Source organism: Kordiimonas aquimaris, assembly GCF_025574485.1.
In the GTDB taxonomy this organism is placed as follows: Bacteria; Pseudomonadota; Alphaproteobacteria; order Sphingomonadales; family Kordiimonadaceae; genus Kordiimonas; species Kordiimonas aquimaris.
In genome coordinates this window covers 486,346-510,611 of the sequence record NZ_JAOBPO010000002.1, presented here as the reverse complement: position 1 = coordinate 510,611, position 24,266 = coordinate 486,346, and the positions used below count along the sequence as shown (strand labels likewise).

Sequence of the window (24,266 nt, the reverse complement as noted above, 5' to 3'; positions counted from 1 at the left end):
CATGCCCAAACGTACAGACATCGAAAGCATCCTCATTATTGGCGCGGGGCCAATTGTTATCGGACAAGCCTGCGAATTTGATTACTCAGGCACACAGGCTTGTAAGGCACTGAAGGAAGAAGGCTACAGGGTTATTTTGGTTAACAGCAACCCAGCCACCATTATGACAGACCCTGAACTGGCGGATGCAACCTATATTGAACCAATCACACCTGAAGTGGTTGAGAAAATTATAGAAGCTGAAAAGCCGGATGCACTGCTGCCAACCATGGGCGGGCAAACAGCGTTGAACACTGCACTGGCACTTTCAGCCAACGGTGCACTTGAGCGTCACGGTGTAAAGATGATCGGTGCCGACGAGGACGCAATTGACAAAGCTGAAGATCGCATGCGGTTCAAAGATGCCATGACCAAAATTGGTCTGGAAAGCAGCCGCAGCGAGATCGCGCACACAATTGATGAAGCACTGGAGGCAATGGACCGTATTGGCTTGCCAATGATTATTCGCCCCAGCTTCACCATGGGTGGAACAGGCGGCGGCGTGGCATACAACCGCGAAGAATACATCGAGATTGTCACCAACGGTCTTGATGCTTCCCCAACAACAGAAGTGCTGGTGGAAGAAAGCATTGTTGGCTGGAAAGAATATGAAATGGAGGTTGTCCGCGACAAGAATGACAACTGCATTATCATTTGTTCAATCGAAAATGTAGACCCTATGGGTGTGCATACTGGTGACAGCATAACAGTTGCCCCTGCACTGACGCTAACGGATAAAGAATATCAGATCATGCGCAACGCCAGCATCGCATGCTTGCGCGAAATTGGCGTTGAAACGGGCGGATCAAATGTACAATTTGCCGTAAACCCAAAAGATGGTCGCTTGATCGTCATTGAGATGAACCCGCGCGTGTCACGTTCATCAGCACTGGCATCTAAAGCAACAGGGTTCCCGATTGCTAAAATCGCGGCAAAACTTGCAGTTGGCTACACGCTTGATGAACTGGACAACGATATAACAGGTGTAACGCCTGCATCGTTTGAGCCTACGATTGATTATGTGGTTACGAAAATTCCACGTTTCACGTTCGAGAAATTTGAAGGTAGTGAACCTTTACTTTCATCCGCGATGAAATCAGTAGGTGAAGTGATGGCCGTTGGTCGCAACTTTACTGAAAGCTTGCAAAAAGCGCTGCGCTCCATGGAAACAGGCTTAACTGGCCTGAACGAGGTTGAATTTGATGGCTATGTTGCTGGCAGTAATGATACCGCACCTATACTGAAATCATTGGGTTTCCAGCGCCCCGACAGGGTTTTGCGTATAGCACAGGCTTTCCGCGAAGGACTGGGTTTTGAAGATATTCGCCGTGTCACTGGTTTTGAGCCTTGGTTCCTTGAGCAAATCAATAGCATCGTTATGGCAGAAAAAGGCGTTAGTGAAAATGGCCTGCCAACAGATGCCACGGAACTACGCCGCCTGAAAATGCTTGGTTTTTCCGATGAACGCTTAGCTGAACTTGCAGAGCTCACGGAAGCTGCTGTATTTGATGCACGGCACCGCCAAGGCGTTCGCCCAAGCTACAAAAGAATTGATACCTGTGCAGCAGAATTTGAAGCGAAAACGCCATACCTTTACTCGTCATATGAAACATTTGCAGCAGGTGAACCCGCCGAGTGTGAAGCCGACCCGACCGATCGCGAAAAAATTATCATTCTTGGCGGCGGCCCTAACCGCATTGGTCAAGGTATTGAGTTTGATTACTGCTGTTGCCATGCCTGTTTCTCATTGTCGGATGCCGGTTTTGAGACCATCATGGTTAATTGTAACCCTGAAACAGTATCAACTGATTATGACACCTCTGACCGGTTATATTTTGAGCCACTGACTGCAGAGAACGTGATCGAGATTATCCGCCGCGAACAGGATAACGGCACAGTAAAAGGCGTCATTGTTCAATTTGGCGGTCAAACACCGCTTAAGTTGGCACATGCACTGGAAGCTGCAGGCATTCCAATCCTCGGGACAAGCCCGGATGCAATTGATCTGGCCGAAGACCGCGAGCGGTTCCAGGAACTGGTGCAATCTCTGGGCCTCAAGCAACCAAACAATGGTCTTGCACGCAGTCACGAAGAAGCGGTGAAGGTTGCTGAACGTGTGGGTTACCCCGTACTTATCCGCCCTAGCTATGTGCTGGGTGGTCGCGCCATGGAAATTGTGCACGATCAAGCTGGCCTTGATCGTTACATTGCAGAAGCTGTTCAAGTGTCTGGTGATAGCCCTGTATTGATTGATAGCTTTTTGAACGATGCCATCGAAGTTGATGTTGACGCGTTATCTGACGGTGAAAACATTCACATCGCAGGCATCATGGAACACATTGAAGAAGCAGGCGTCCATTCTGGTGACAGCGCTTGTTCTCTCCCGCCATATAGTTTGCCAATTGGTATAGTTGAAGAAATCAAAAGCCAAGCCGTTGAGCTAGCAAAGGCTCTTAAGGTTATCGGCCTGATGAATGTACAGTTTGCGGTTAAAGACCATGAAGTTTACCTGATTGAAGTGAACCCACGCGCAAGCCGGACAGTCCCATTTGTTGCCAAAGCCATTGGTAGCCCGATTGCTGCAATCGCAGCACAAGTGATGGCTGGTGCAAAACTAACAGATTTTAATCTTATTGACCCAATCACCAAACATGTTTCGGTAAAAGAAGTTGTTATTCCCTGGGCGCGGTTCCCGGGTGTTGATGTCCTGCTAGGACCGGAAATGAAATCAACCGGTGAAGTAATGGGCATAGATGCCAGTTTCCCGATCGCATTTTATAAGTCACAGCTTGCTGCAGGTGTACCACTGCCAGAAAGCGGTAAGGTATTCTTGTCAGTGAAAGACAGCGACAAATATGCTCTTGTGCCCATGGCGCGTGACCTGATCAACATGGGTTACGCCGTTATTGCAACAGGTGGCACGGCTGCATACCTGCGTGATCACGGTCTGGATAGTGTTGAGACAGTATTTAAAGTGAACGAAGGACAGCGCCCTCATGTGCTTGATATCATGAAAAACGGTGACGTTTGCCTCATGTTCAACACGACCGAGGGTAAGCAGGCCATCCTCGACAGCTATGAATTACGCCATACTGCGCTAACAAAGAAACTGCCATATTACACGACAATGGCTGCATCAAAGGCTGCGGTTCAAGCATTGAAAGCACTCAAAACAGGAACATTGAACGTCAAGCGCCTGCAAGATTACAATGTCTGAGAAGTGCCTAATGGCAGCATGTTGGCGGGCTACATGAAACAGTGGTCTTGATTTTATCGTCATTATTCACTACATAGCAAATATGGATGCGCCGACCCGGGCCCGGGTCGGCGCTCCTATTTTTTGTAGAGCCTTGGGAAAAACACAAGGCCAAATAGATTAACGAAGAGATGGACGGGACACATGAACGAAAAAGTGCCCATGCTTCAAGAAGGCTATGATCGCCTGGAAGCAGAATTAAAGAATTTAAAATCCGTTGAGCGCCAAGCGGTTGTTCAAGATATTGAAGAAGCGCGTGCGCACGGTGACTTGTCTGAAAATGCTGAATACCACGCAGCAAAAGAAAAACAGGGCCATATCGAAGGACGCATTCAGGAACTTGAAGGCAAGCTTAGCCGCGCTCAGGTAATTGACCCAACCACATTGTCTGGTGACAAAGTAGTTTTCGGCGCAACAGTTACCATGCTTGACGAAAATGATGATGAGATTGTTTACCAGATTGTTGGCGGCGATGAAGGCGATGTTAAAATTGGTCGCATTTCATACCAATCGCCTATCGCACGTGCGCTTATCGGCCGAAAAGTCGAAGACGAGGTAGAGGTGAAGGCTCCCGGCGGCGAGCGGTATTATGAGATCACCAAAATCGAATTCAAGTAAGTAACATACTTCAATCTAAAAAAGCCCGCTTTAGAAGCGGGCTTTTTTTATGTCTTATCTGGCATTAATCACAAGCAATTCGCGTCGCAGCAAGCTTATAGGTTTTAACCCACTCGTCGTTATCGTCTTTGCCGTAAGCAATGCGATGCCAATGATCTTCATCAACAGAGAAAAACTCGGCGTAAAAATCTGGCCGGTCAGGATACACCTGCCACATAGTCAAAACACCATCGCGTATTTCTGCCCTCAGATCCTGCGGCTGCAAAGTCCCGGACGCGGTCCACATCATTTTCCATTCTGCCGTTTTCTCATCGTAAAACCGAACATTTACACCACGCGGCGTGTCGGGCAGCAAACCAGCGTCTACGCTGTACCATTCATCATATATGGCCATACCGCCAAGACCATACCAGCCATTCCAGCGTGCTGGCGCTGCCGGCGGCGCAAGCGAAATCCACTGTGTACCATCCCATTTATGCGCATTGATTGTATAATCACCGATTAAAAAACTAAATTGAGCTAATTCTTTAGGGGCGCTTGGGTGCGGAGTACCGTAATCACACTTTGGTGGTAGAAGATGATCTGCATACGTCTCAGGCGTTATCTCTTCATCAGCCCAAATCGCAGATGCACCGAACAAGCCAGTTAATATGAGCGCTGACTTTAATGAATATTTCATGTTAGACATACGTATTCCTTCACAGTTGAATTGAAAGAATACGAATTTTGAAAGCACCTCACCAGTGATCATTAGTTATAAAAAATCGCACAAACATGCGGAATACAAATATTGGTATCCGGCAATAACCCTTACTTGCGCATAAAGGCGGGTAATCAATCGTAGGTGAAAGCTATTTCACTTCCGGCAATGGAACGCCTGGCTGATGTTTACTTGTTCTAATCGTAAGTGAGGTTTTGACACTAGCGACATTTTCGGCAGGCGTTAATTCACTTGTAAGAAACTGCTGAAAAGCCGCCAAGTCCTGAGCAACAATTTTCAACACAAAGTCAATTTCACCGTTCAACATGAAACACTCGCGCACCATCGGCAAGCCCTGCACAAGTTCCTCGAAAGCTTGAAGGTCTGCTTCCGCCTGACTATGCAAGCCAACCATGGCAAAAACGGTCAGCCCGTACCCAAGCGCGTCTTGATTAAGGTTAGCGTGATATCCCTTGATATAGCCTTCTTCTTCAAGAGCACGCACACGCCTCAGGCACGGCGGTGCAGTTATGCCAACACGATCAGCTAACTCAACATTCGTGATACGCCCTTCGTTTTGTAAACAGGATAAAATTTTACGATCCACTGCATCAAGTTTCACACGCACCATAAGTAACTCCAACATCTGAGGTGATAAGCGCATCTAATTGTTGTGCGCATATTACATAACCTTTTTTGCGAAAGAAAGTTCCAATTGTAAACAATTTTATTACACATTGTTGTGCAAAGGTTTGCTTTAATTCCATTGCTGAATCATAAATGATTAAAATTTTAATCATCTCTAGCATCGCTGAATCAATCGGTTAAAATACACAATCAAGTGATTCGTCTTTATAAAATCACACGCATACTAAAAGAATTAGGTCAGGGATGGCTGCCGTTCTCTTGAAAACAAGAGCAACGCAACAAATTGCAGGGTTTGGTCTGTGAATAATACGCCGGCATTCGAACTGGGTGCCATAGATACCAGAATTAAGGAACTGGTTAACTACGCACGCGAACGCGGCGGAGAAGATCGTTCTGTATTATTCCGCAATCTAATCGACCTGTTTCTGACCGGTAAAGCACCACAAAAACAGCCTACACGTAGTCAGTTAATTGACGTGATTGAGGCGCTTATTCCTCACGTGGAAGCAGATAGTCGGCGAACAGTTGCAGAATTACTGGCGCGTATGTCAAACCCGCCAGTGGATCTTGCTACATGCCTGGCAAAAGACGAACCTGAGGTAGTCGGCGAATTACTCAAATCTGCAGCATTTGATGAAACCGATATTATAGAAATAATCAGTCAAACTGGTCGGGACCATCATCAGGCAATTGCATCTCGCCAAGACCTATCAGCGAACGTGTGGATCGCTTTGGCCCGTGCGGTACCTAAAGCCAATCGTATGGAAAAGAAATCATCCCTTTCTTTATGGAGCGAAGATCTGGGCACACAGAAAGCTTCAGAGAAGACAATTGCTACGGTTACAGAACTACACAAAAAGGATGCTGAGAATACAGATGAAGCTGAGAAAACAAATATAGCATCGTCTAACACAGCAATAAAACCAGAACGCGCAGCTGATGCACCGGATCGTCAGGTAGCCAGTTTGCGTATCCTACGCACAGATAAGGACTTGATATCCGAGAGGATAGAAAATGCAAACAGCTCAGATATTCATGACACCAATCTAGCCATGTCGCCTAACCTAACAACTGAAAAGACAAAACCATCAGCAAGCAATAGTGCAGTTAAAGATATTGCCCGTTTAGTTGACATCTCACCTGACACATGGTCATGGCGCAGTGACCGCGATGGTATCGTTTTGGAAATTTCACCCAATGGCGCTCATCTTTTTCTGTCCACGCAATCACCTGTCGGTGAAAATATCCTCGGCATGCTTGCCCTAAGCAACAAAATTGGACATCCAGTATCGCGTGCCTTTCAGCGTAGAAGTGCAATCCATGATGCACCGATAGCGCTTGAATATACGAGTGAAGCAGATCGTCACTGGACTCTTGAAGCTGTACCATTATTCAACCCAAACAATGGTGTTTTTGAAGGGTATGATGGGTTTTTATCTCGTGTGATTGCATCAGAAAAAGACAGCTATAGCTTTGAAAGCATTCAAGAAGACGCCGCAAATTTATTCCTGGATGATCACGGTAATAATGGCCTTTCAAAAACGCCTGTTATCACAAACGAAAATATTGACCGCACCAGAACACCTGCCCCGGCAAGCCTTGATATTAATACAATCAACAAAACAGATGATACAAAAACATCAATGGCAGCGACTGCAGAAAAAATGATGGCAGAAACAGCCGCTAACGCGGTGAAAGACGTACTAACCGAAACACTGGCGTCAATGCTGCAATCCTCCACCTCTGAGCAATCAGGTGCTCAATCTCGCAGCAAGCCAGCTCAGGCAGACCCAACATCCATGTCAGAAGTGAAAGCAACACTGCATTTACTTGAGGAAGCTATCGCAACATTGGCAAATACCGACACCGACGGCGGCAATGTTACCTCACGCTTACAATCTGAAATCGCGACCGCCTGCATACGTTCACTCAAAGAACAGCTAGACCTCAAAAATATTTGAGCTGTTCCATCAGGAATAAATCGTATTTTTGGCATCTTTCTTGATTAGAAAACCACTATCGGTCATGGTTTCCATATGATGATGGCTAGTCATTGATATTGAAAGAGAAAGTACACAAATGCAGAAACTATCAAAAAACTATCCACTATTCAGTAAGTTGCTATTTAGTGTGATAGCTCTTTCTTTTCTCTCTGTACTTCATACAACGAACATATATGCAAGTAATGACGAAGCACCGCGCCCTGCTCTGTGGAAGTTAACCGATGCTGATAGCGAGATTTACCTATTTGGTACAATCCATATCCTTAATCCAAGCCTGACGTGGCGCTCTGAGAAAGTAAGTGCAGCGTTTAACGCCGCTCCCACTGTTTACTTTGAAACACCTGCAGACACATCGAACCCGCAAGCAATGCAAGAATTGTTGCGTCAATATGGATTAAACAAGCCGGGCGTAACTCTATCGAGCCAACTAAGCGAAGACGGCCAGAAAAACTTAAGTACCGTAATGAATCAACTAGGCATGGGCTCCGCTATTGCCAATTTTGAGCCGTTTCGCCCCTGGCTTGCTGGTGTAACACTAGCCAGCATGCAAATTCAGGCAAATGGGGGCAACCCCAATGCAGGTGTAGAGCGCATACTTAGCGCTGAGGCAAAAACTTCCGGCAAAGACATTGGTTACTTTGAAAGTGACGCACAGCAAATCGCTTTCTTCGGCAACATGTCCAAAGCAGCTGAGACGCGCTTTTTCGAGATAGGCTTGGAGCAAATGCTGCAAGACCCAAATATGCTGGATAACCTCGTGGACGTATGGCGAAGAGGTAATGTAGCAGGTGTAGAAGAACAAATGCTGGCTGCCTTCGAAGGGCACCCTGAAGTATATGAAACACTTCTAGTACGCCGCAATCAAGACTGGGCCGAACAGATTGATAGATTAATGGGTGGCAGCGGCACAATATTTATCGCCGTTGGTGCTGCCCACTTAGCCGGAAAAGACAGTGTACAAGCTTTGCTCGGCAAGTTTGGTCACATTGCCGTTCGCCAATAAATCAACAAAAAAGAGGCTGCGAAAAGCGGCCTCTTGTTATCTGTAATGAGTGTTCACGGGAAGATTAGCGACCACCCAATGCAGCACCCGCTTTCTGCGCTAACGCAGGGGTCGGGCGTACCCAAGTTTCGTTTTTACAACGATTGCTCTTACCGCAAGCTGATACCTTGAGCGCACCGCTATCAAGCAAGACAAGCTTACCTTTTTTGGCTTTGCCACCGCCAACATGAGCAACCTTGCCAGATTCCCAGCGCTTCATGCCTTGCACATTAGCAGCCTTAAAACCTTTAAGTACTGTCATACCCATTTCAGCATCAGCGCCTGCATCATTATAAATCACAGTACCGCATAGACGGCGTGACTTTTCGCTGCAGTTTGCAACTTCAACAACTGTTGCGCCGTTACCAGCAACCCATAAGCCGGAAATATCATCGTCTTGCGCTTTAACAGGGCTCGCGATAGCTGTTGCCATCAAACCAACGCATGCAGCAATTGTTGCTGCTGTTGCGCGCAGACCTACTGTCTTGCGAACAGCTCCAGGGTTACCTGTTGCTTTTGCAAGATACTGCGAATGTTCAGTGCCCATCATGCGGTCCCACCATGTGAAGTACAGACCGAAGTTGGAATTGCCAGAAGTGTGATGCATGTCGTGATGCGTAACCATTGTAATTTGTCCTAAAATTGGATGCACGGCCCAGCTGCGGGGGAAGATTTCATAGCCAGAATGCCCAACCGCATTCCTGATAATCATATGTGTAAGAAACAGGAATATAGCCAGACCATGCATAGGGAGGATGAGTAAAAACAGCGGAACAAAAGCAGCATGAACGCCCGCTTCAATAACATTGAAGCTATAGGCGGTCCAAGGCGTTGGGATTATCGACTTATGGTGCTCCGTGTGCCCTCTTTTCATCATGCGGGGAAGGTGCAGAAGGCGGTGCGTCCAGTAGAAGTACGCGTCCTGCGCCACAATCATGAAAATAAGCGATGCAATAAAGTAGCCAGTACCATACAAGGCCATATCGCCGTATATGGTTATCACATCGGCACGAATACCAAGGTCGATGAAGAAACCCGAGGCCGAGAAAACAGCAGCGGCAACAATTGAGCTTTTAAACTCGCGTGCCATTTGCCGAAACCCTGCTTTTTTCTTCTTGATTTTACGATTCTTCAGAGCGCGAGAAAGAAGAACGTTCACAAGAAGATAAACACTGCCTGCCCCGATAAGGTAACGACTGAAATCGAAAGTAAACCAAAATGGGTACTTTGGTGCCGTTTCCACGATCCAGGCAAGAAACTGATCTATCATTCCTGCGTCCATTATTCTATCCTCGCTTGTGTATCCGCCACGGATACGGTTGCGAACTGTTCTGGGGAGGATTGGAAGTGCCTGCCGCGTCCAGCTCACAAACACTAAACGCAGGAATAGGGTTTAGGTTCTCACCGATTTCGAAAAAGGCATGCCTTTTTAATTATCGGCGAGCCTTTTTAATTATCGGCGAGCTTCTTTTTACGAAATGCGGTCGGTGTTAAACCGGTGCGCTCCTTGAACGCCCGATTAAACGGCCCCAACGAGCCATAACCCAAATCCATCGCGATAGTCAGCACTGGCAAATTGCGATCTTCGATACTGGACAGGCGATCTTTGGCTGCCGTGATTCGGTAATGATTAAGAAAATCGGCAAAGTTCCTGTAACCCAGATGTCGATTTATTAACCTGCGCATACGATGCTCCGGCAAACCTGCCTGATCTGCAAGTCCTGAAATCGTAAGGCCAGCCTGTTCATACAATTTATCTTTTTCGATAAGGCCTTTAATCGTTTCAACATCGTGACGTTCTGTTGGATCTTGTGGGCCTGATTGACCCCGGCGCATTTGCTTGCCACCAACAAACAATATACCCGAGCGAAGCGTCACAACATGCCAGATTAATATAACTGAAAGAGTCCACATAGCCGTAGACAGCAGCAACGGTAATGCTTGAGCTTTGCCACCTGTCTCAAACACCGCCTCAAACCACGTTTCAGCAATGGTAATACCAACGGAGATTAACGTGACCAGCACAATGTAGAGAGTGCGAAACTTACGCCGTGTTTCTATCAAATCATCACGCCGCCCCTGCCAGGCGACAAAAACCATATGGGCAATCAGGCCAAAACGCAGCAATGAGAATATAACCCAAACCGCATCTGCCAACCACCATTCCTGATTCTCAAGTAAACCGTAATGAACACGACTTAAAGAAAAATACAAAACAGTTATCACAACCGGCCAAGGCCATAACCTGAACTTGTCCTGAAATTGCGAAAGGCTGAACAACCAGACAGCCGGCTGGCCAAGCCAACAAAATATGAACACAACAGGCATGGTGGCCGAGAAAAAATCACGTAAAAACATATGTGAACAAATCAGATACGTGGCGCCGGAAATACAGGACCATAAACCCAGGTACCCTGTTGTCCGGTCCGAACTGGTGCGCACAATCAGAATGCCTAGCAGCAGCAGAAAGCTGATAGCCGAAACCCTTAGGACTACATCCAGTGTGATTAATGTGACCTCTGCCACTTATCTGCTCCTCGCTGACACATCGCTCTATAACACCGGTAGGCTTATCCGCTGACGCGGAACCCTACTCTTGATAACGATACTATAATACGATTGGGAACAAAAAGGCTACTGCGCTGCTGCCAAGTTCAATGACAAGGAAAGGTTACGGTACTCTGTCGGCGTTTTACCCGTGCGTTCCTTGAACGCTCGATTGAAGGGCCCAAGCGAGCCATAGCCAAGGTCCATCGCAATCGTCAGCACAGGTGTGTGGCGCTCTCTCCGGTCAGCCAACCGGTTTTTTGCTGCTTCAACGCGGTGATGGTTCAGATAGTCCGAGAAATTGCGATACCCTAAATGCTGATTAATCAAATGCCGCAAGCGATGCTCGGGGATGCTGGTATCGTGTGCCATTTTCGCGATGGTCAGCCCCGGTGCCAGCAACTCGGAGTGACTGAGACCCGTAATAACATCAAGATCATGCTGATCAGCGGCAGAAAGCTCGCAGTGATCAACACTAACGTTAGTCAGTGACACATGATCTTCCTGAAAGAACAAATCCTCTCCGCCCCGGACAGACAAGCGCCAATGTAGAAAAATAGCGATCGCCAAGAAAGCTATTGCCTGTAGCAGTATTTCCCAATTCACAACCTCAGGACGGCGCCATGCAGAATCGGAAACCAGAATACTGAACGTCATCACGACAACAGCAGTTACAAAAATACTGCGAAACTTGCGCCGCGATTCTACAAGGTCTTCATGCCGCCCTTGCCATGCAACCAGAATTAAGTGAAGCAAAAGGCCAACAACAATAACGTGCGATAAAACCATGAAGACGAAAAGAACACTATTATCATCAGCATTGCCGGTGAGGTATCCAATACTTCCTGAGACAATTTTGGCTGCCACGACCATCCTGTGCGTGTTATCTATTTCAAAGTTGTCGTCAAACTGAGACAGACAAAATAACCATGCCATGGCGGGGGAAGCCGCATAAACAGGCAAAAGCAAAAGGTTAATGTCCAGTCCAAACAGAACCAAACCCGGCTTGGCCGCCAACAAGTATGCCGCAGACGTAAACGCAGCAGCGGCCCCCATGCGTCCAGCTACACGGTCACAAAAATCGCGCAACATCAGCACGCCCAGCCACATCAGCAGGGCAAAGGCGCTGTATCGTATTATGTCATCCAGTGCTTCCAAGCTGTCCCCGTTCCTTAAGCCGTACCATCGCCTGTATTTGCTATCCCCGCAAGCAAGGCGACACGCAGTGCGTCAGATTGCCCTATATATGGGAACACCTCTTTATATTTCCAGCAAATGATTTTGAATAGCCGGTAATACTTTCTTGCATAATCAGGTTACACAGACTAAGAGTTGATATAAATTATTAACCAATAAAATAATCGCTTTTATCGATTTCTATAATCGATAAGCTAACATTGATTTCCCGTCAGAAAACCATAGAATAGCGCGCGAAACGATATATCGTTGGTGACACAGCCTTTCATGTATTTTCCGAAGGTTGCCAAGCCAGCAAACTCAACATTTATTTAATGATACAGGAGCACAACATGGCTGTACTCGCCGGTAAACCCGCACCAGATTTCACTGCCGCTGCCGTAATGGAAGACGGTTCCATCAACGGTACATTCAACTTGAAAGAATACATCGGTGATGATTACGGCCTTGTGTTCTTCTACCCGCTTGATTTCACGTTTGTATGCCCGTCAGAGATTTTGGCGTTCCACAACCGCATGAACAAGTTCAAAGAACTTGGCGTTAAGGTTGTTGCCGTTTCTGTAGACAGCGAGCACACACACGCTGCATGGCGCAACACACCAACAGCAGAAGGCGGCCTTGGCCCTGTTGACTTCCCGATGGTTGCTGACAAAACCAAACAAATCGCACGCGACTTTGATGTATTGATCGAAGAAGAAGGCATCTCCTTGCGCGGCACATTCCTGATCGGTAAAGACGGCAACGTTTGGCACCAGTATGTAAACTTCCTGCCACTTGGTCGTAACGTTGACGAGTTTGTGCGTCTTGTTGAAGCGCTACAGTTCCACGAAGAGCACGGCGAAGTGTGCCCGGCTGGTTGGAACAAAGGCGACGCTGGCATGAAAGCTGACGCGGCTGGTGTTGCTGATTACCTCAGCAAAAACGCTGACAAGCTTTAAGCAACGTATGTTGCTGGGAACATGATTTCCTCCTGAACGTTCTCGCGTTCATAACTTATAAGGCTCCGGTTCCCCGCCGGAGCCTTTTTTCTGTGAAATACATTTCAAGCGCCACATTTATTATAGGGATTCATATTTTTGTTGTGTATACACAACATTTTGCGTACTATTCGTACATAATGGTTCAGATATATAATAGAATTAAAATACTACGTACGGAACGCGGCCTATCGCGGCAAGCACTTGCATTACGCATGAATGTGAATGCGCAAACCATCGGCTACCTTGAACGCGGTGACTATAATGCATCACTGGAATTGGCGATGAAGCTCGCACGCTTTTTTGGTGTGCCTGTGGAAACCTTGTTCTCATTTAAACCATTCCCGTCCCTCGCCGACCAATTACGCAACAACGATCAGGAGTGAGTAATATGTTTATTCGACCTGCAAAACTAGATGAGTTAACTCAAAAAGGCAGCTACGCACGTTCCATAACCACAACATGCCTGATATTACCCGTCATAGGCACATCACTGCAATTTATGGAGCATTCTTCCCATTGGCTGAGCTGGACACTATTGGGGCTGGCTTTGTCGGGCTGGTTATTTCTACCACTCACCCTGATACGTATTTTTGATAAAACAAAGCATCATGATGAGCGCGAGCAAGAGTTTGCTCTCAAAGCATATGCATTTTCATACCGGTTTCTAGGCATGCTTGTGGGAATATCCATATGGACTTTGGGCTTTGGCATGCAAGAATTTGGTATTTCTGCAGACTTGGATCAAGCTCAAGTCATGGCCTTATTCTTCACTCATCTTGCTTACTTAATATATTTACCGATGGCTTATGTTGCATGGAAAATGCCGCCACCACTTGATGACGAAACTCTAGAGACTTAACCTTCAACGAGGTTATTGCACCAAATCCCATGCTGGCGGCGGCGGTGCAATTGGTTTGGTAAGGTCAAATGCTGCCATAAAATCAAGATCAGGTCGCACAAGACCGTATGTGAAGGTGGTGCCGTTCACTGCCATGCTCCACACATTGTCAGGACTGCGGGTGTTGCCATTGTCGTAGAATATCTTCACGCTTTCAGCGTCCACAATAAAGTCAGCATCCTTGTCACCCGGTGCACCATCACCTGCCGCAGTTTCACCGCCGTAATTGGTAACAGCGTCATGGTGGCCGTTTTCATGCCGGTGGTCATGCTTCAGGCGCAAACGATCACCTTCTATCCTGGTCACAATCCAGACACGGGAACGATTGTCGTTATAGTGCAGCGGAATTTTTATTTCGGTATCGGAACAATCACGAATGTGCATAACAAGACTGGCTTCACGCCAAGGGTCACCTTCAGGTGCGCGCACAACCTTGCCCTGAAACGCTTTGCCGCAATTGGCACTGAGTGTTTCAAACAAACCATCCGCCACAGCACCAGATGATGCAGCAAAAGATATCAGAGCAGACGCAGCAAAAAGCTTGAACATTGATTTTCCTTTAATAATCTGACGATCAACTTACGGAAGCACTTTAATGTGAGCAAGGAAAACTAGTATTGAACACGAAAGTAGCCCTTGCCATAGTCACATCAAAATAGTGCAGGATCAGCGCAACGTGCGTGATCCTGACGAAAGCAAGTCATAGCAAGCTAATCTATAAAGGGGTTAAACCTTATGCGCGTAGAGTTTCCATACATATCCACACGTTATTCGAATAGCTTGATAAAGACATTATCATTGGTTCTCATCAGCTTAATAGGTATCTCCATGTCCACTAACGCACAAACACCGTCCGGCTTTATTGTCAAAAGCTCTCCTTACAACGTGGAGGAAACACTAGACCGCCTCGAGAAAATTATTGAAGCCAAGGACGGTATCAATGTGATGGGGCGTATTGACCACGCCAAAAATGCAGCAACGGCTGGATTATCACTAGCGGACACTCAGGTATTGATTTTTGGCAATGCGCAAATCGGCACACCGCTTATGCAGAGCAACCCTTTGGCAGCGATTGACCTGCCACTGAAAGTTCTGGCCTGGGAAGATAGCGACGGTACCGTACACGTTGGATATCTAGATCCTCAGGCACTAGCAGAGCGTTTCGGTATTACAGACCAAAGTGCAATCATTGAAAAAATGACGGGTGCATTAAATGCGCTAACCGGCAAAGCGACGGAAGCCCCATAGGAATAACGGCAGTTTTTCAGTTGATACTACGTTCAAAGAAACCTTTGGGCTACGCTGTCCGTTGCTCAATACAGCAAGCAAAACTAACTTAACAGACCAGCAATTCTCGCGTCTTGTGCTCTTTTAATACCTGCAGTTCGTGCCCACATCTGCCGGCAGGAAATTACATAGGGGTATATGATGGGAAATGTAGACAAAGTTTCTGAAGGCGGCTGCTTGTGCGGTGCAGTGCGCTACGCCGTTAAAGGGCCACTCAGGAATGTTGTCAACTGTCATTGCGGCAGTTGTCAAAAACAACACGGCGGTTTCGGCGCACACACCAAAGCCCGCAAGGTCAACATCAGCATCACCAAATCTGACGGCCTGAGCTGGTACCAAACATCTGACGTAGCTCGCAGGGGTTTTTGCAACAAATGTGGCACCGGCCTATTCTGGGAACCGTTTAATCTGGACGCCACAGGAATTATTGCCGGCACACTGGACGGCCCCACCGGCCTCAAGACAATGGGGCATATTTTTGTTGGCGAAAAATCAGACTATTATGAAATCACTGACGAGCACCCACAGTTCGAAGGTTCATCTGACGGCGAACTGGTCGGCGATTACGCCTAGTAATATCACTCTGCCGCTGTTGTTTGCGGCAATGGGTCATTCCAGATAAGAGCAGCAATTTTCCAGCCTTCAGGTGTGCGGCGCATTACGGCCAGTTGATTGCCTTCATTTTCTGTCACGCGGTCTGCATACGTGAACTTAAGGGTAAATCTGCCATATATATATGCCATGTCACCAATGATCTGTTCACCCATAACTTGATGTGCGTAATGGTCAACCGTGCCTGTTGCTACACCGCCCGGGAACCAAAAATCGCCAATTGCTGCTTTGCCTATACGTACCGGATCCCCGTGATGTGGCATGATCACAGCATCATCCGTAAACAACCCCATGATACCGGCGGGAACAGTATCATCGTTACGCATCCAGATATCCGCGTATGACTGGTAAACGGCATGCACTTTTGCCGTGTCACTCGCACCGTCTGCACTTGCAGTATACGAAACCAACAGCACTAAAACACCGATAACAGTTTTTGATAAGATCAACTTCAAGGAATACATCAATACCTCCAAACATATAATGTGAAGGCGTTGTATGACGTGCGAAGCAACCGAAACTGAACTCAATTAACCTCAAAAAAAGATAATTGAACGTCTAAAGGTCAATTATTGCGCAGGCCACAGCAACCAAACCAGCAAACCCAAATTTGCGGCAACAGTTACCCAAAACACAATTCTGAAAGGTTGCTTGCGTGTTTTGTGTCGCCAATATCGCTGTGCCAGCAGCGCGCCAGGCCAGCCACCAACCACAGCCAGCAGGTGCAGCATATTTTCAGATACACGCTGTTTTTGTTTCTCGGCGGCGCGTTTATCAAACCCGTAAATAACGAATGTAATCAGGCTTATACTCGCGTAAAAACCGATAATACTCAGGAATTGGTCTATGACATAAATCATCAGATCACCTTTGCGCCCTTATACGATTAGTCGCTTTGCGAACCAGTCTCGGAATTCTGATTTGGCCTCATGGTCAGCAAGGCCGATCAAGTCTGATAAGTACGAACCAGCCACGCCGTCACCCACTGCCGTTAATGCCGCCAGATGAATAATAAAGCGTGCTTCGCGTTTTGCTTTTGCTTCGGTTGCACCCACATTATTCCGCATAATGGCGGCTGCTATACCTGCACTTAATTCGGCAAAAAGCCTTGTTATGGTCTCACGCCCGGCATCCAGCTCACCACCCTTGAGCATTGTCCAGGCCAGCAGTCTTGCATTTCCGTCATCTGACAGCACCTCAAACACACGAAAGAGTATAGTGTGATCAGTCGGCACAGAGCCACCAGTTGCATCCAGCACTGCCAAAATGTCACTCAGCAGTTTTTCCACCATTTTTTCAGCAAGGGCAGCACGTAGTCCTTCAACACTACCGAAATGATGCAATACAGTGGAATGTGCCATGCCAGCCACAGCTGCAATCTCGGTTAGCTGCAAACCCTCGGGACCATCAGCAGCCAGGCGCTGCCGCGCAGCATCCAATATAAGCGTGCGTGCTTCGTCCGGGGTGCGCCTCACACGTTTTTTAACAGCTGTCATCCCTGTCACGTCCTTATTGATATTTTTATATTTATCACGATATACTTTTTAACGAGCTTTGGCAGAAATGGCGATACCCTAGATACCAGTATCGTACGTACACATGACGCAAAGGACAAACAATGACCGCGCAACCCGCAACCTATGATGCCCCGAAACTTGAGTTTCGTTCGGCATGGCGCGCATTGCAGGCATTGATTAAAGACCCTGAAGACACACGCCAGGTTTTCCGCATCATGCGGGCATTAACCGGCAAATCCATGTGGCGACAATATAAGAAGTTTAACGCATCAGACATCGGTCAGCATATTCTCAAAGAGAAAATTGACCTTTTGGACACGCTGGCTGACAGAGCATCGCTTGCCAAATTACCCCAAGGGTCATTAGGCCGCGCATACCTCAGCTTCATGATACGCGAGGGCATAACCGCCGAAGGGCTGGTAGAAGCCAGCGACGATGTATACGCAGAGATGACCGATGAAAACGTTATTCGGTTTGTCATGCGCACCCGTGAAATGCATGACCTTTGGCATGTTATAACCGGATATGGCCGCGATCAGTTGGGTGAAGTTTGCGTAGTGGCATTTTCATATGCACAGACCAAAAGCCTTGGCTTTGCAGCCATTGCCTTAATGGGTGCGCATAAACTTAATAGCGAGTTTCCCGGCAACAAGGTGCGAAGCGCTGTTTGGCAAGCCTACCGCATTGGGCAAAAAGCCGAATGGTTTTCTGGTCAAAATTGGGAAACCCTAATGGCACAACCACTGGATGATGTACGGCGCATGCTGAATGTCAGTGTGCCTACCAAATACCAACAGGCAACAAACGTTATAGCTAACACGCGACCTGCTCCTGTTGTACCTGCTGAATAACAGCACCAAACAATACAAACTCCACAACACTTTTTCATAATCAGCAACTAGCGTTTGCTTGATGGTCACCGTTCGCCATTTAAAAAGTGCTCACTTCACTATTGACAATTTTGTCGGTAATTCATATATCTCTATCAACAAATATGTCGATAAGGATCGAAATCATGACTAATGCACCAACAAAGGCAACTTCAAAAAGCAACTATATCGCACCGCGCATGGACTATATTGGTGCATGGAAAGCCTTACGCGCCCTCATGAAGGACCGCGAAGACACAGCACAAGTGTTCAGGATTATGCGTGCACTTACGGGCAAGTCTTTGTGGAATGCCTATCAGCGATTCGCCAAACTGGAAGTTGGCAAGAATATCATCGCAAACGAGATTGATCTTCTCGACACACTCGCAAACCGTAAAGCGTTGGCAAAATTACCGGAAGGTTCTGTTGGCCGCGAGTATCTAGCCTTCATGACCCGCGAAGGCATTACGGCAGAGGGATTGGTAGAAGCAAGTGATGAAAGCTACGGCGACTTTCACGACAAAGGGCTTGAGCGTTACACCATGCGCACCCGTGAAATGCACGACTTGTGGCATGTAATTACTGGTTTCGGGCGTGATGGCCTCGGTGAATTTTCTGTGGTTGCCTTTTCATATGCGCAAACCAAAAGCCTTGGTTTTGCTGCTATTGCAGCAATGGGTGCTATCGACCTTTCACGCAAACACCCACGCAAAGGTGCCGTTAAAGCCGTTTGGCAAGCATACCGTAACGGCCTGAAAGCAGGCTGGTTGCCAGGTCAGGATTGGGAGGGCTTGATGGAACGCCCACTAATTGAAGTACGTGAAATGCTGAACATCAAAACGCCAACCGCATACCTCGCCGCACAGGAAGTGATTGATGCCACCTACCCCGGGCCTTATCAGCCGGTGGAAGAAGAGCTTGCACAGGCAGCATAATAATGCAGTTACAATTTTCAAAGTTAAAAGGCCTCCTTAAGAGGCCTTTTTTCGTTCGAACAATAATGTATAATCTTTTTGCTAACGAACACACTGCGAAGGTTCTTCATATGAAAAAGCCACCAATGACCGAGCGGATGAAACGAAGAGAATTACGCCGAGACAAAAAACGTGAAACGCAGCCAGAACGCCACCCCGTTTATGGCAGCTCGCGGCCAAATCAAACTGTAGCTTTTTTTGACTGGTTTCCTGTCTTTCGTTCCCTATTGAAATAGCTTCCAACTCGATTTAATCGAAGCGTCCGATCAGGCCTATCGGAACAATCCATTGTGATACGTCAATGTCCGCTCTTGGCTTTTTTGCCCTCACCTATTATGTAAGTGCGCAAGTTAATAAACGACATAGCGGCTTGCCAGTATGGTGCCGCTCAATATGACGTGTTTAGGTTAAGGATTACGGTCATGAGTGAGACAAAACACACCAGCATGCTAATCATCGGCTCAGGCCCTGCAGGCTACACGGCTGCCATTTATGCAGCACGCGCCAATGTAAAACCATTAATGGTAACAGGTATGCAGGCTGGTGGGCAGTTGACCATCACAACTGATGTTGAAAATTACCCCGGTTTTGCTGACGCTGTTCAAGGTCCAGACCTTATGGAGGCAATGCGCCAACAAGCTGAAAACGTTGGTACTGAAATCGTTTACGATTTGATCAATGAAGTTGACCTGAGTGCAACACCAAAACGCGCCATCGGTGACAGTGGCACAGTGTACACGGCTGACACTGTGGTGATTGCAACAGGCGCACAGGCCCGCTGGCTTGGTCTTCCGTCAGAAGAAAAATTCAACGGTTACGGCGTTTCGGCATGTGCAACATGTGATGGCTTCTTCTACCGCGGTAAAGAGGTTATCGTAGTTGGCGGCGGCAACACTGCTGTTGAGGAAGCGTTATACTTATCCAACATCTGCTCAAAAGTAACGCTGGTGCACCGCAGGGATGAGCTGCGCTCAGAAAAAATCCTTCAGGATCGCTTGTTTGCTGCAGAGAATGTAGAGATTAAATGGAACAGCACACTTGACGAAGTGCTAGGCACAGAAGATCCGCTCGGTGTAACAGGTGTAAACCTGAAAAGCACATTAACGGGTGAGATTGAAACACTTGATGTGCACGGTGTGTTCATTGCTATTGGTCACACGCCTTCAACCCAAATCTTCAAAGGCCAACTGCCAATGGATGATGAAGGCTACATTACCAAAAAAGCTGACAGTACCGAGACAGATATCCCGGGTGTATACGCTGCAGGCGACGTAACCGACAAGGTTTACCGTCAAGCTGTAACAGCGGCAGGAATGGGCTGTATGGCAGCACTGGAAGCTGAAAAATTTCTGGCAAATCAGGTGCATGCTAAAGCCGCTGAATAAATCAGTGCTTAAATAAGCTTTTCAAAGGCGGCCTTCGGGTCGCCTTTTTTGTTATAGTGATGTTAGCAGTCGCGGCTTTATGCTAGGTTTTCTCTATGGACAGCTTATACAACACGATCGGTGTAAATTATGCTAACTTGCGTGTGCCTGACATCAGGATTGCAAACCAAATTCATGCAGCTCTTGGGCAAGCACAAACAGTGCTCAATGTAGGCGCAGGAGCGGGGTCTTACGAGCCAGCCCATATGCAAGTTACGGCTATTGAACCGTCAGCAAAAATGATAAGTCAGCGCCCTCCTTCAAAGGCAAATGTTATTAAGGGCTATGCTGAAAACCTTCCTTTCGAAGATAAGTCATTTGATGCTTCAATGGCTGTGTTAACTATTCATCATTGGTCTGATCAGGAAAAGGGCGTCATGGAAATGCGCCGTGTGACAAGGGACAAGATTGTCTTTCTAACATATGACCCTGCTTTTCGTGAGTTTTGGCTCATAGATTATTTTCCAGCCCTTGCAACGTTAGACGATAAGCATATGCCCCAAATGAAAGACTATGAAAAATGGCTTGGTAATGTTGACGTATCAACGGTGCCAATTCCGTTCGATTGTACGGACGGATTTCTGGCAAGCTATTGGAAACGCCCAACAGCTTACCTTGATAAACGTATACGCGCTGCCATCTCTTCTTTCTGGGCTATAGACGACATAACTGACGGACTTAAAAAGCTTGAAGCCGATCTTGAAAGCGGTGCATGGGCTGAGCGTTATTCCCATTTGCATGATCTTGACGCACTGGATTGCGGCTACAGGTTAGTTGAGGCCCACTGAGGCAAAAAATCAGGAGTTTTAGATATATGCATGTATTTTTCTACGGTCTGTTTATGGACGAAGCCCTTCTCGCTGAAAAAGGAATAATCCCGAACAACATGCTCATTGGGTATGTGGACGGATATGCTTTACATATAGGAGAGCGCGCAACGCTGCTGCCTGCAGAAACCAACCGTTCTTACGGCATTATGATGGATATTTCTGCTGATGAAGCAGCTGATTTATATAGCGATAGCAGTGTCTCGGATTATATCCCAGAACCTGTGGAAGTGGTGCTGTCTAATGGCGGTAAAGCCAAAGCTATCTGCTACAATTTACCTGCCGAGAAAGTAACAGGTGCGAATAAAAAATATGCAGCTTTATTATTAGACGTGGCTTCCAAGTTAGGCTTTCCAGATTCATACCTAAATCACATCAAGCATGCCGGGACATAATTCAGCACATTAGCCAATTGATAGTGGCCTTGGCACAAAACGGGTTTCACGTTTCACAAGCTTATATGAAGAAACTGATTAAAAGGACCAGGTTTGTAATTAGAAAAAGCCTCACCGCTTTCAAAACCATATTTCTTGTAAAGCTTAAGTGCCGGATCAAATATAGGACCAGTACCCGTTTCCAGTGATAACGAGCTATATCCCCGTGACTTTGCTACCTTAAGAAGGTATTCAAGCATCCTTGCTGCCACGCCTTTGCGCAAGTGGGCAGCGTGTGTTCGCATTGATTTAATTTCACCTGATGTGGGCGACAATTCTTTCAACGCACAACACCCAGCCACCTCGACGCCGTCCCAGGCAACCCAGAAGCTGATATCAACCGCCTGAAGCTCTGATAGGTCAAGCGCATAGCTGCTGCCTTCCGGTGAGTGTTCATGCATATCATCCAGATGCGTTTGCAACAAAGCTCGCACATCTGGATGAGTTAGATCATCAAGCAGAATTTCCATAGGTTTCTAATATACTTTTATTCATCGCTCAGGCTTTTCGCAATTGCCTCCGCTGCAGCGCGGTAATGCTTGTGGTAATCTGTTCCCACAGCAGCCGGTGCATTGCTGTGAACCGCAATCACAATATCTCGCTTTGGATCAACATAAATCATCTGACCAAAGATACCGCTAGCGGTATAGGCATCATCTCCAAGAAGCCACCACTTGTAGCCATAGCCAGCAAAGCCTTTTGAAGGCGTCGTTGCTTTTTCCATCCAGCCGTCAGGGAGAATGCTTTCTCCTGATGGCAATTTGCCTTCACGTTTGGCGAATACCCCAAGACGCGCATAATCACGCAAGCTTGCGCTAATGCAACAACCGCCAGTCTCCCGGCCATACGGCGCAGTTAACAACCAATTGCCGTCATGTTCCATACCGAAAGGTTGCCAGATTTTGGCATTCATGTACTCAGCGGCATTGTTACCAATCGCAGCGCGCAGTATTTCGCCGGCAAGATTGCTTTCCGCAGTATTATAATTAAACACTTCGCCAGGTGCGTGAGCGCGTTTTAGGTTACCGAGGTAATCAGTAAGAGCTTTACCCTGCAAGCTACCGGCTTTCGCCACGTCAGATTCAGGGTCTGCATAGTCCTCATTCCATGTAATGCCCGATGCCATCTGCAAAATATGCTTGATTTTAACACCGCCGTAATCACTACCCCGCAACCGAGGTAGATAATCAGCAACTGTATCATCAAGGCTTGAGATATAACCGTCCTTTAGCGCTGCACCAATTAGTGTAGATGTGAAAGACTTGGTAACCGAAAACGACACCCAGACGCTTTCAGGGTTATGGTCTGGTGCGTAATGTTCAAGGCGAATTGTATCCCCTTGAACAACAGCCATGCCCATAAGCGGTTCTTGTGCAAGCAGATCGTTTACAGAAAACGTTTGGCCATCAACAGTATAGTTTACCTGATTAAGGCTGGCATCAATATCAGTGCTCAACGAGTAAGGGTTTTCCGAAGCCGGGAGCTTGCGTGTTGGCGCAAATTTGTCAATATGAGCAAAAGCTAGACGACGATCAGCATCATTGAAGAATAGAACGTTTGTGAAACCTTCCGTCTGCATACGTTGCAGCAGTTCATTAAGCGCTTCATCAGATGCAGCGAAGACAGATGGGCTAAACAGGCAAATTACCAACAGCGAACGTAACAACATCTTCATAACTATTCCTCGGCCTTCATGGTTAAATTTTGCAAGAGCATAAACATTGATCTGTAGAATGTAAGATTAAATTTTATGCCACCATTACAGTGTTAAATGTTATTGACACTTATCCATTCATAATTTTTGATGAGATTTCGCGCTCTCGCTTGCATGGCTTTGCTGCCCTGTTCCAGTGCATACACAATAGCTATGTCTGCCTTGCCGCGATATGCAGAAAATGCGTTACTCATATCAACCATTGCCTGCAATGCGCAGGTTCGGGCAATACTACTTGTGCCATTATAAAAAATATCTTCGAAACGTTGCCAAATATGTTCTTGTTGCTCAGCATCAAGTGACAGCTTGGGGAGAAACTTACCAAGTTGCTCCTGCACTTCCCATTGATCGCTCGCAAGAGCACCAACCAGTGCAGCGCTGTGCTGCAATAATAGTTCCAGTTTAGCCTTCGAAATTGTATGCAGCGCATGCGCTGCATGAGAGACAACTGTCGTGTTTTCAAACGTAAGCAACGAGATCAAATGCGGCATAAGCACAGGGTTTTCAATCACCTGCTCAGCAACGAAAGAAGACTTCGCAACGGCCTTGCGCTCACCCTCTGCCAACAATTCCAGCATTTCACCTGGCTGCATCATTTTGCCATCCGATTTATCAGTGCTACAGCAACAGCACGAACATGATCCTGAACAATTATGGGGATAAAGGCAACACCACTTGCA

27 protein-coding genes are annotated in these 24,266 nt (G+C 47.0%); 15 read left to right on the top strand and 12 right to left on the bottom strand.

Features of this window, described 5'->3' with window-relative positions; genetic code table 11:
- Position 1: 1 nt before the first annotated feature.
- Positions 2-3,256 carry a carbamoyl-phosphate synthase large subunit gene (carB, locus tag OEU88_RS08180; protein WP_262694663.1) on the top strand — a complete coding sequence of 1,085 codons (3,255 nt, stop codon included), beginning with the start codon at positions 2-4 and terminating at the stop codon, positions 3,254-3,256.
- A gap of 183 nt (positions 3,257-3,439) precedes the next feature.
- Positions 3,440-3,913, top strand: coding sequence for a transcription elongation factor GreA (gene greA, locus OEU88_RS08175; protein ID WP_262694662.1), 474 nt, complete (start codon positions 3,440-3,442; stop codon positions 3,911-3,913).
- 64 nt (positions 3,914-3,977) lie between these two features.
- Here the strand turns inward: greA and OEU88_RS08170 are convergent, their stop codons facing one another.
- Positions 3,978-4,601, bottom strand: coding sequence for a hypothetical protein (locus OEU88_RS08170; RefSeq protein WP_262694661.1), 624 nt, complete (start codon positions 4,599-4,601; stop codon positions 3,978-3,980).
- A gap of 163 nt (positions 4,602-4,764) precedes the next feature.
- Positions 4,765-5,244: an Lrp/AsnC family transcriptional regulator gene (locus OEU88_RS08165; RefSeq protein WP_262694660.1), complete on the bottom strand. Its 480-nt coding sequence runs from the start codon at positions 5,242-5,244 to the stop codon at positions 4,765-4,767.
- Between the two features lie 316 nt (positions 5,245-5,560).
- On the opposite strand from OEU88_RS08165, the gene OEU88_RS08160 reads away from it, so the two are divergent.
- Both OEU88_RS08160 and OEU88_RS08155 read left to right on the top strand, forming a co-directional pair.
- Complete coding sequence (locus OEU88_RS08160; RefSeq protein WP_262694659.1) at positions 5,561-7,222, top strand: hypothetical protein; 1,662 nt, start codon at positions 5,561-5,563, stop codon at positions 7,220-7,222.
- A 118-nt stretch (positions 7,223-7,340) separates the two neighbouring features.
- Positions 7,341-8,267: a TraB/GumN family protein gene (locus tag OEU88_RS08155; protein WP_262694658.1), complete on the top strand. Its 927-nt coding sequence runs from the start codon at positions 7,341-7,343 to the stop codon at positions 8,265-8,267.
- Between the two features lie 64 nt (positions 8,268-8,331).
- Here OEU88_RS08155 and OEU88_RS08150 read toward each other — a convergent pair whose 3' ends face one another.
- From OEU88_RS08150 to OEU88_RS08140, 3 genes are all read right to left on the bottom strand, one after another.
- Positions 8,332-9,588: a sterol desaturase family protein gene (locus tag OEU88_RS08150; RefSeq protein ID WP_262694657.1), complete on the bottom strand. Its 1,257-nt coding sequence runs from the start codon at positions 9,586-9,588 to the stop codon at positions 8,332-8,334.
- Between the two features lie 167 nt (positions 9,589-9,755).
- The gene (locus tag OEU88_RS08145; protein WP_262694656.1) at positions 9,756-10,832 is read right to left on the bottom strand and encodes an AraC family transcriptional regulator; all 1,077 of its coding nucleotides are present in this window, start codon (positions 10,830-10,832) and stop codon (positions 9,756-9,758) included.
- Between the two features lie 108 nt (positions 10,833-10,940).
- Positions 10,941-12,011, bottom strand: a complete 1,071-nt coding sequence (locus OEU88_RS08140; protein ID WP_262694655.1) for an AraC family transcriptional regulator — start codon at positions 12,009-12,011, stop codon at positions 10,941-10,943.
- A gap of 371 nt (positions 12,012-12,382) precedes the next feature.
- Between OEU88_RS08140 and OEU88_RS08135 the strand changes: the two genes are divergently transcribed.
- The 3 genes from OEU88_RS08135 (at position 12,383) to OEU88_RS08125 (ending at position 13,889) form a co-directional block, all read left to right on the top strand.
- On the top strand, positions 12,383-12,988 hold the full coding sequence (locus OEU88_RS08135; protein ID WP_262694654.1) for a peroxiredoxin: 606 nt from the start codon (positions 12,383-12,385) through the stop codon (positions 12,986-12,988).
- Positions 12,989-13,167: 179 nt separating this feature from the next.
- A complete protein-coding gene (locus tag OEU88_RS08130) occupies positions 13,168-13,413 on the top strand; it encodes a helix-turn-helix transcriptional regulator (RefSeq protein WP_262694653.1) in 246 nt (81 codons plus the stop codon).
- Between the two features lie 5 nt (positions 13,414-13,418).
- Positions 13,419-13,889: a hypothetical protein gene (locus OEU88_RS08125; RefSeq protein ID WP_262694652.1), complete on the top strand. Its 471-nt coding sequence runs from the start codon at positions 13,419-13,421 to the stop codon at positions 13,887-13,889.
- Between the two features lie 12 nt (positions 13,890-13,901).
- Here OEU88_RS08125 and OEU88_RS08120 read toward each other — a convergent pair whose 3' ends face one another.
- Positions 13,902-14,477, bottom strand: coding sequence for a hypothetical protein (locus OEU88_RS08120; protein ID WP_262694651.1), 576 nt, complete (start codon positions 14,475-14,477; stop codon positions 13,902-13,904).
- Between the two features lie 279 nt (positions 14,478-14,756).
- Between OEU88_RS08120 and OEU88_RS08115 the strand changes: the two genes are divergently transcribed.
- Positions 14,757-15,176, top strand: coding sequence for a DUF302 domain-containing protein (locus OEU88_RS08115; protein WP_262694650.1), 420 nt, complete (start codon positions 14,757-14,759; stop codon positions 15,174-15,176).
- A 177-nt stretch (positions 15,177-15,353) separates the two neighbouring features.
- Complete coding sequence (locus OEU88_RS08110; RefSeq protein ID WP_262694649.1) at positions 15,354-15,788, top strand: GFA family protein; 435 nt, start codon at positions 15,354-15,356, stop codon at positions 15,786-15,788.
- 5 nt (positions 15,789-15,793) lie between these two features.
- On the opposite strand, the gene OEU88_RS08105 is transcribed toward OEU88_RS08110, so the two are convergent.
- The 3 genes from OEU88_RS08105 to OEU88_RS08095 form a co-directional block, all read right to left on the bottom strand.
- Entirely contained in the window at positions 15,794-16,291 is a 498-nt protein-coding gene (locus OEU88_RS08105; RefSeq protein WP_262694648.1) for a YybH family protein, read from the bottom strand.
- A gap of 105 nt (positions 16,292-16,396) precedes the next feature.
- Positions 16,397-16,687, bottom strand: a complete 291-nt coding sequence (locus tag OEU88_RS08100) for a DUF1294 domain-containing protein (RefSeq protein ID WP_262694647.1) — start codon at positions 16,685-16,687, stop codon at positions 16,397-16,399.
- A gap of 18 nt (positions 16,688-16,705) precedes the next feature.
- Positions 16,706-17,323: a TetR/AcrR family transcriptional regulator gene (locus OEU88_RS08095; protein ID WP_262694646.1), complete on the bottom strand. Its 618-nt coding sequence runs from the start codon at positions 17,321-17,323 to the stop codon at positions 16,706-16,708.
- A 122-nt stretch (positions 17,324-17,445) separates the two neighbouring features.
- Here OEU88_RS08095 and OEU88_RS08090 point away from each other — a divergent pair, with 122 nt between their 5' ends.
- The 6 genes from OEU88_RS08090 to OEU88_RS08065 all read left to right on the top strand — a co-directional run bounded on the left by OEU88_RS08090 (position 17,446) and on the right by OEU88_RS08065 (position 21,833).
- Entirely contained in the window at positions 17,446-18,195 is a 750-nt protein-coding gene (locus OEU88_RS08090) for a ubiquinone biosynthesis protein COQ4 (RefSeq protein WP_262694645.1), read from the top strand.
- Between the two features lie 164 nt (positions 18,196-18,359).
- Entirely contained in the window at positions 18,360-19,148 is a 789-nt protein-coding gene (locus OEU88_RS08085) for a ubiquinone biosynthesis protein COQ4 (protein WP_262694644.1), read from the top strand.
- A gap of 110 nt (positions 19,149-19,258) precedes the next feature.
- Positions 19,259-19,423, top strand: coding sequence for a hypothetical protein (locus OEU88_RS08080; protein ID WP_262694643.1), 165 nt, complete (start codon positions 19,259-19,261; stop codon positions 19,421-19,423).
- A gap of 186 nt (positions 19,424-19,609) precedes the next feature.
- A complete protein-coding gene (gene trxB, locus OEU88_RS08075) occupies positions 19,610-20,572 on the top strand; it encodes a thioredoxin-disulfide reductase (RefSeq protein ID WP_262694642.1) in 963 nt (320 codons plus the stop codon).
- Between the two features lie 95 nt (positions 20,573-20,667).
- The gene (locus OEU88_RS08070; protein WP_262694641.1) at positions 20,668-21,399 is read left to right on the top strand and encodes a class I SAM-dependent methyltransferase; all 732 of its coding nucleotides are present in this window, start codon (positions 20,668-20,670) and stop codon (positions 21,397-21,399) included.
- A gap of 26 nt (positions 21,400-21,425) precedes the next feature.
- Positions 21,426-21,833: a gamma-glutamylcyclotransferase family protein gene (locus OEU88_RS08065; protein WP_262694640.1), complete on the top strand. Its 408-nt coding sequence runs from the start codon at positions 21,426-21,428 to the stop codon at positions 21,831-21,833.
- 53 nt (positions 21,834-21,886) lie between these two features.
- Here the strand turns inward: OEU88_RS08065 and OEU88_RS08060 are convergent, their stop codons facing one another.
- From OEU88_RS08060 to OEU88_RS08050, 3 genes are all read right to left on the bottom strand, one after another.
- Complete coding sequence (locus OEU88_RS08060; RefSeq protein ID WP_262694639.1) at positions 21,887-22,342, bottom strand: GNAT family N-acetyltransferase; 456 nt, start codon at positions 22,340-22,342, stop codon at positions 21,887-21,889.
- A gap of 17 nt (positions 22,343-22,359) precedes the next feature.
- Positions 22,360-23,547, bottom strand: a complete 1,188-nt coding sequence (locus tag OEU88_RS08055; protein WP_262694638.1) for a serine hydrolase domain-containing protein — start codon at positions 23,545-23,547, stop codon at positions 22,360-22,362.
- A 92-nt stretch (positions 23,548-23,639) separates the two neighbouring features.
- Positions 23,640-24,182: a hypothetical protein gene (locus OEU88_RS08050; protein ID WP_262694637.1), complete on the bottom strand. Its 543-nt coding sequence runs from the start codon at positions 24,180-24,182 to the stop codon at positions 23,640-23,642.
- Between the last annotated feature and the right edge of the window lie 84 nt (positions 24,183-24,266).

What these genes read in the sequence shown, in the direction of transcription:
- carB (WP_262694663.1), top strand. Translation starts at nt 2, where the DNA reads ATGCCCAAACGTACAGACATCGAAAGCATCCTCATTATTGGCGCGGGG.
- greA (WP_262694662.1), top strand. Translation starts at nt 3,440, where the DNA reads ATGAACGAAAAAGTGCCCATGCTTCAAGAAGGCTATGATCGCCTGGAA.
- OEU88_RS08170 (WP_262694661.1), bottom strand. Translation starts at nt 4,601, where the DNA reads ATGTCTAACATGAAATATTCATTAAAGTCAGCGCTCATATTAACTGGC.
- OEU88_RS08165 (WP_262694660.1), bottom strand. Translation starts at nt 5,244, where the DNA reads ATGGTGCGTGTGAAACTTGATGCAGTGGATCGTAAAATTTTATCCTGT.
- OEU88_RS08155 (WP_262694658.1), top strand. Translation starts at nt 7,341, where the DNA reads ATGCAGAAACTATCAAAAAACTATCCACTATTCAGTAAGTTGCTATTT.
- OEU88_RS08150 (WP_262694657.1), bottom strand. Translation starts at nt 9,588, where the DNA reads ATGGACGCAGGAATGATAGATCAGTTTCTTGCCTGGATCGTGGAAACG.
- OEU88_RS08135 (WP_262694654.1), top strand. Translation starts at nt 12,383, where the DNA reads ATGGCTGTACTCGCCGGTAAACCCGCACCAGATTTCACTGCCGCTGCC.
- OEU88_RS08130 (WP_262694653.1), top strand. Translation starts at nt 13,168, where the DNA reads ATGGTTCAGATATATAATAGAATTAAAATACTACGTACGGAACGCGGC.
- OEU88_RS08125 (WP_262694652.1), top strand. Translation starts at nt 13,419, where the DNA reads ATGTTTATTCGACCTGCAAAACTAGATGAGTTAACTCAAAAAGGCAGC.
- OEU88_RS08120 (WP_262694651.1), bottom strand. Translation starts at nt 14,477, where the DNA reads ATGTTCAAGCTTTTTGCTGCGTCTGCTCTGATATCTTTTGCTGCATCA.
- OEU88_RS08115 (WP_262694650.1), top strand. Translation starts at nt 14,757, where the DNA reads ATGTCCACTAACGCACAAACACCGTCCGGCTTTATTGTCAAAAGCTCT.
- OEU88_RS08110 (WP_262694649.1), top strand. Translation starts at nt 15,354, where the DNA reads ATGATGGGAAATGTAGACAAAGTTTCTGAAGGCGGCTGCTTGTGCGGT.
- OEU88_RS08105 (WP_262694648.1), bottom strand. Translation starts at nt 16,291, where the DNA reads ATGTATTCCTTGAAGTTGATCTTATCAAAAACTGTTATCGGTGTTTTA.
- OEU88_RS08100 (WP_262694647.1), bottom strand. Translation starts at nt 16,687, where the DNA reads ATGATTTATGTCATAGACCAATTCCTGAGTATTATCGGTTTTTACGCG.
- OEU88_RS08095 (WP_262694646.1), bottom strand. Translation starts at nt 17,323, where the DNA reads ATGACAGCTGTTAAAAAACGTGTGAGGCGCACCCCGGACGAAGCACGC.
- OEU88_RS08090 (WP_262694645.1), top strand. Translation starts at nt 17,446, where the DNA reads ATGACCGCGCAACCCGCAACCTATGATGCCCCGAAACTTGAGTTTCGT.
- OEU88_RS08085 (WP_262694644.1), top strand. Translation starts at nt 18,360, where the DNA reads ATGACTAATGCACCAACAAAGGCAACTTCAAAAAGCAACTATATCGCA.
- OEU88_RS08080 (WP_262694643.1), top strand. Translation starts at nt 19,259, where the DNA reads ATGAAAAAGCCACCAATGACCGAGCGGATGAAACGAAGAGAATTACGC.
- trxB (WP_262694642.1), top strand. Translation starts at nt 19,610, where the DNA reads ATGAGTGAGACAAAACACACCAGCATGCTAATCATCGGCTCAGGCCCT.
- OEU88_RS08070 (WP_262694641.1), top strand. Translation starts at nt 20,668, where the DNA reads ATGGACAGCTTATACAACACGATCGGTGTAAATTATGCTAACTTGCGT.
- OEU88_RS08065 (WP_262694640.1), top strand. Translation starts at nt 21,426, where the DNA reads ATGCATGTATTTTTCTACGGTCTGTTTATGGACGAAGCCCTTCTCGCT.
- OEU88_RS08060 (WP_262694639.1), bottom strand. Translation starts at nt 22,342, where the DNA reads ATGGAAATTCTGCTTGATGATCTAACTCATCCAGATGTGCGAGCTTTG.
- OEU88_RS08055 (WP_262694638.1), bottom strand. Translation starts at nt 23,547, where the DNA reads ATGAAGATGTTGTTACGTTCGCTGTTGGTAATTTGCCTGTTTAGCCCA.
- OEU88_RS08050 (WP_262694637.1), bottom strand. Translation starts at nt 24,182, where the DNA reads ATGATGCAGCCAGGTGAAATGCTGGAATTGTTGGCAGAGGGTGAGCGC.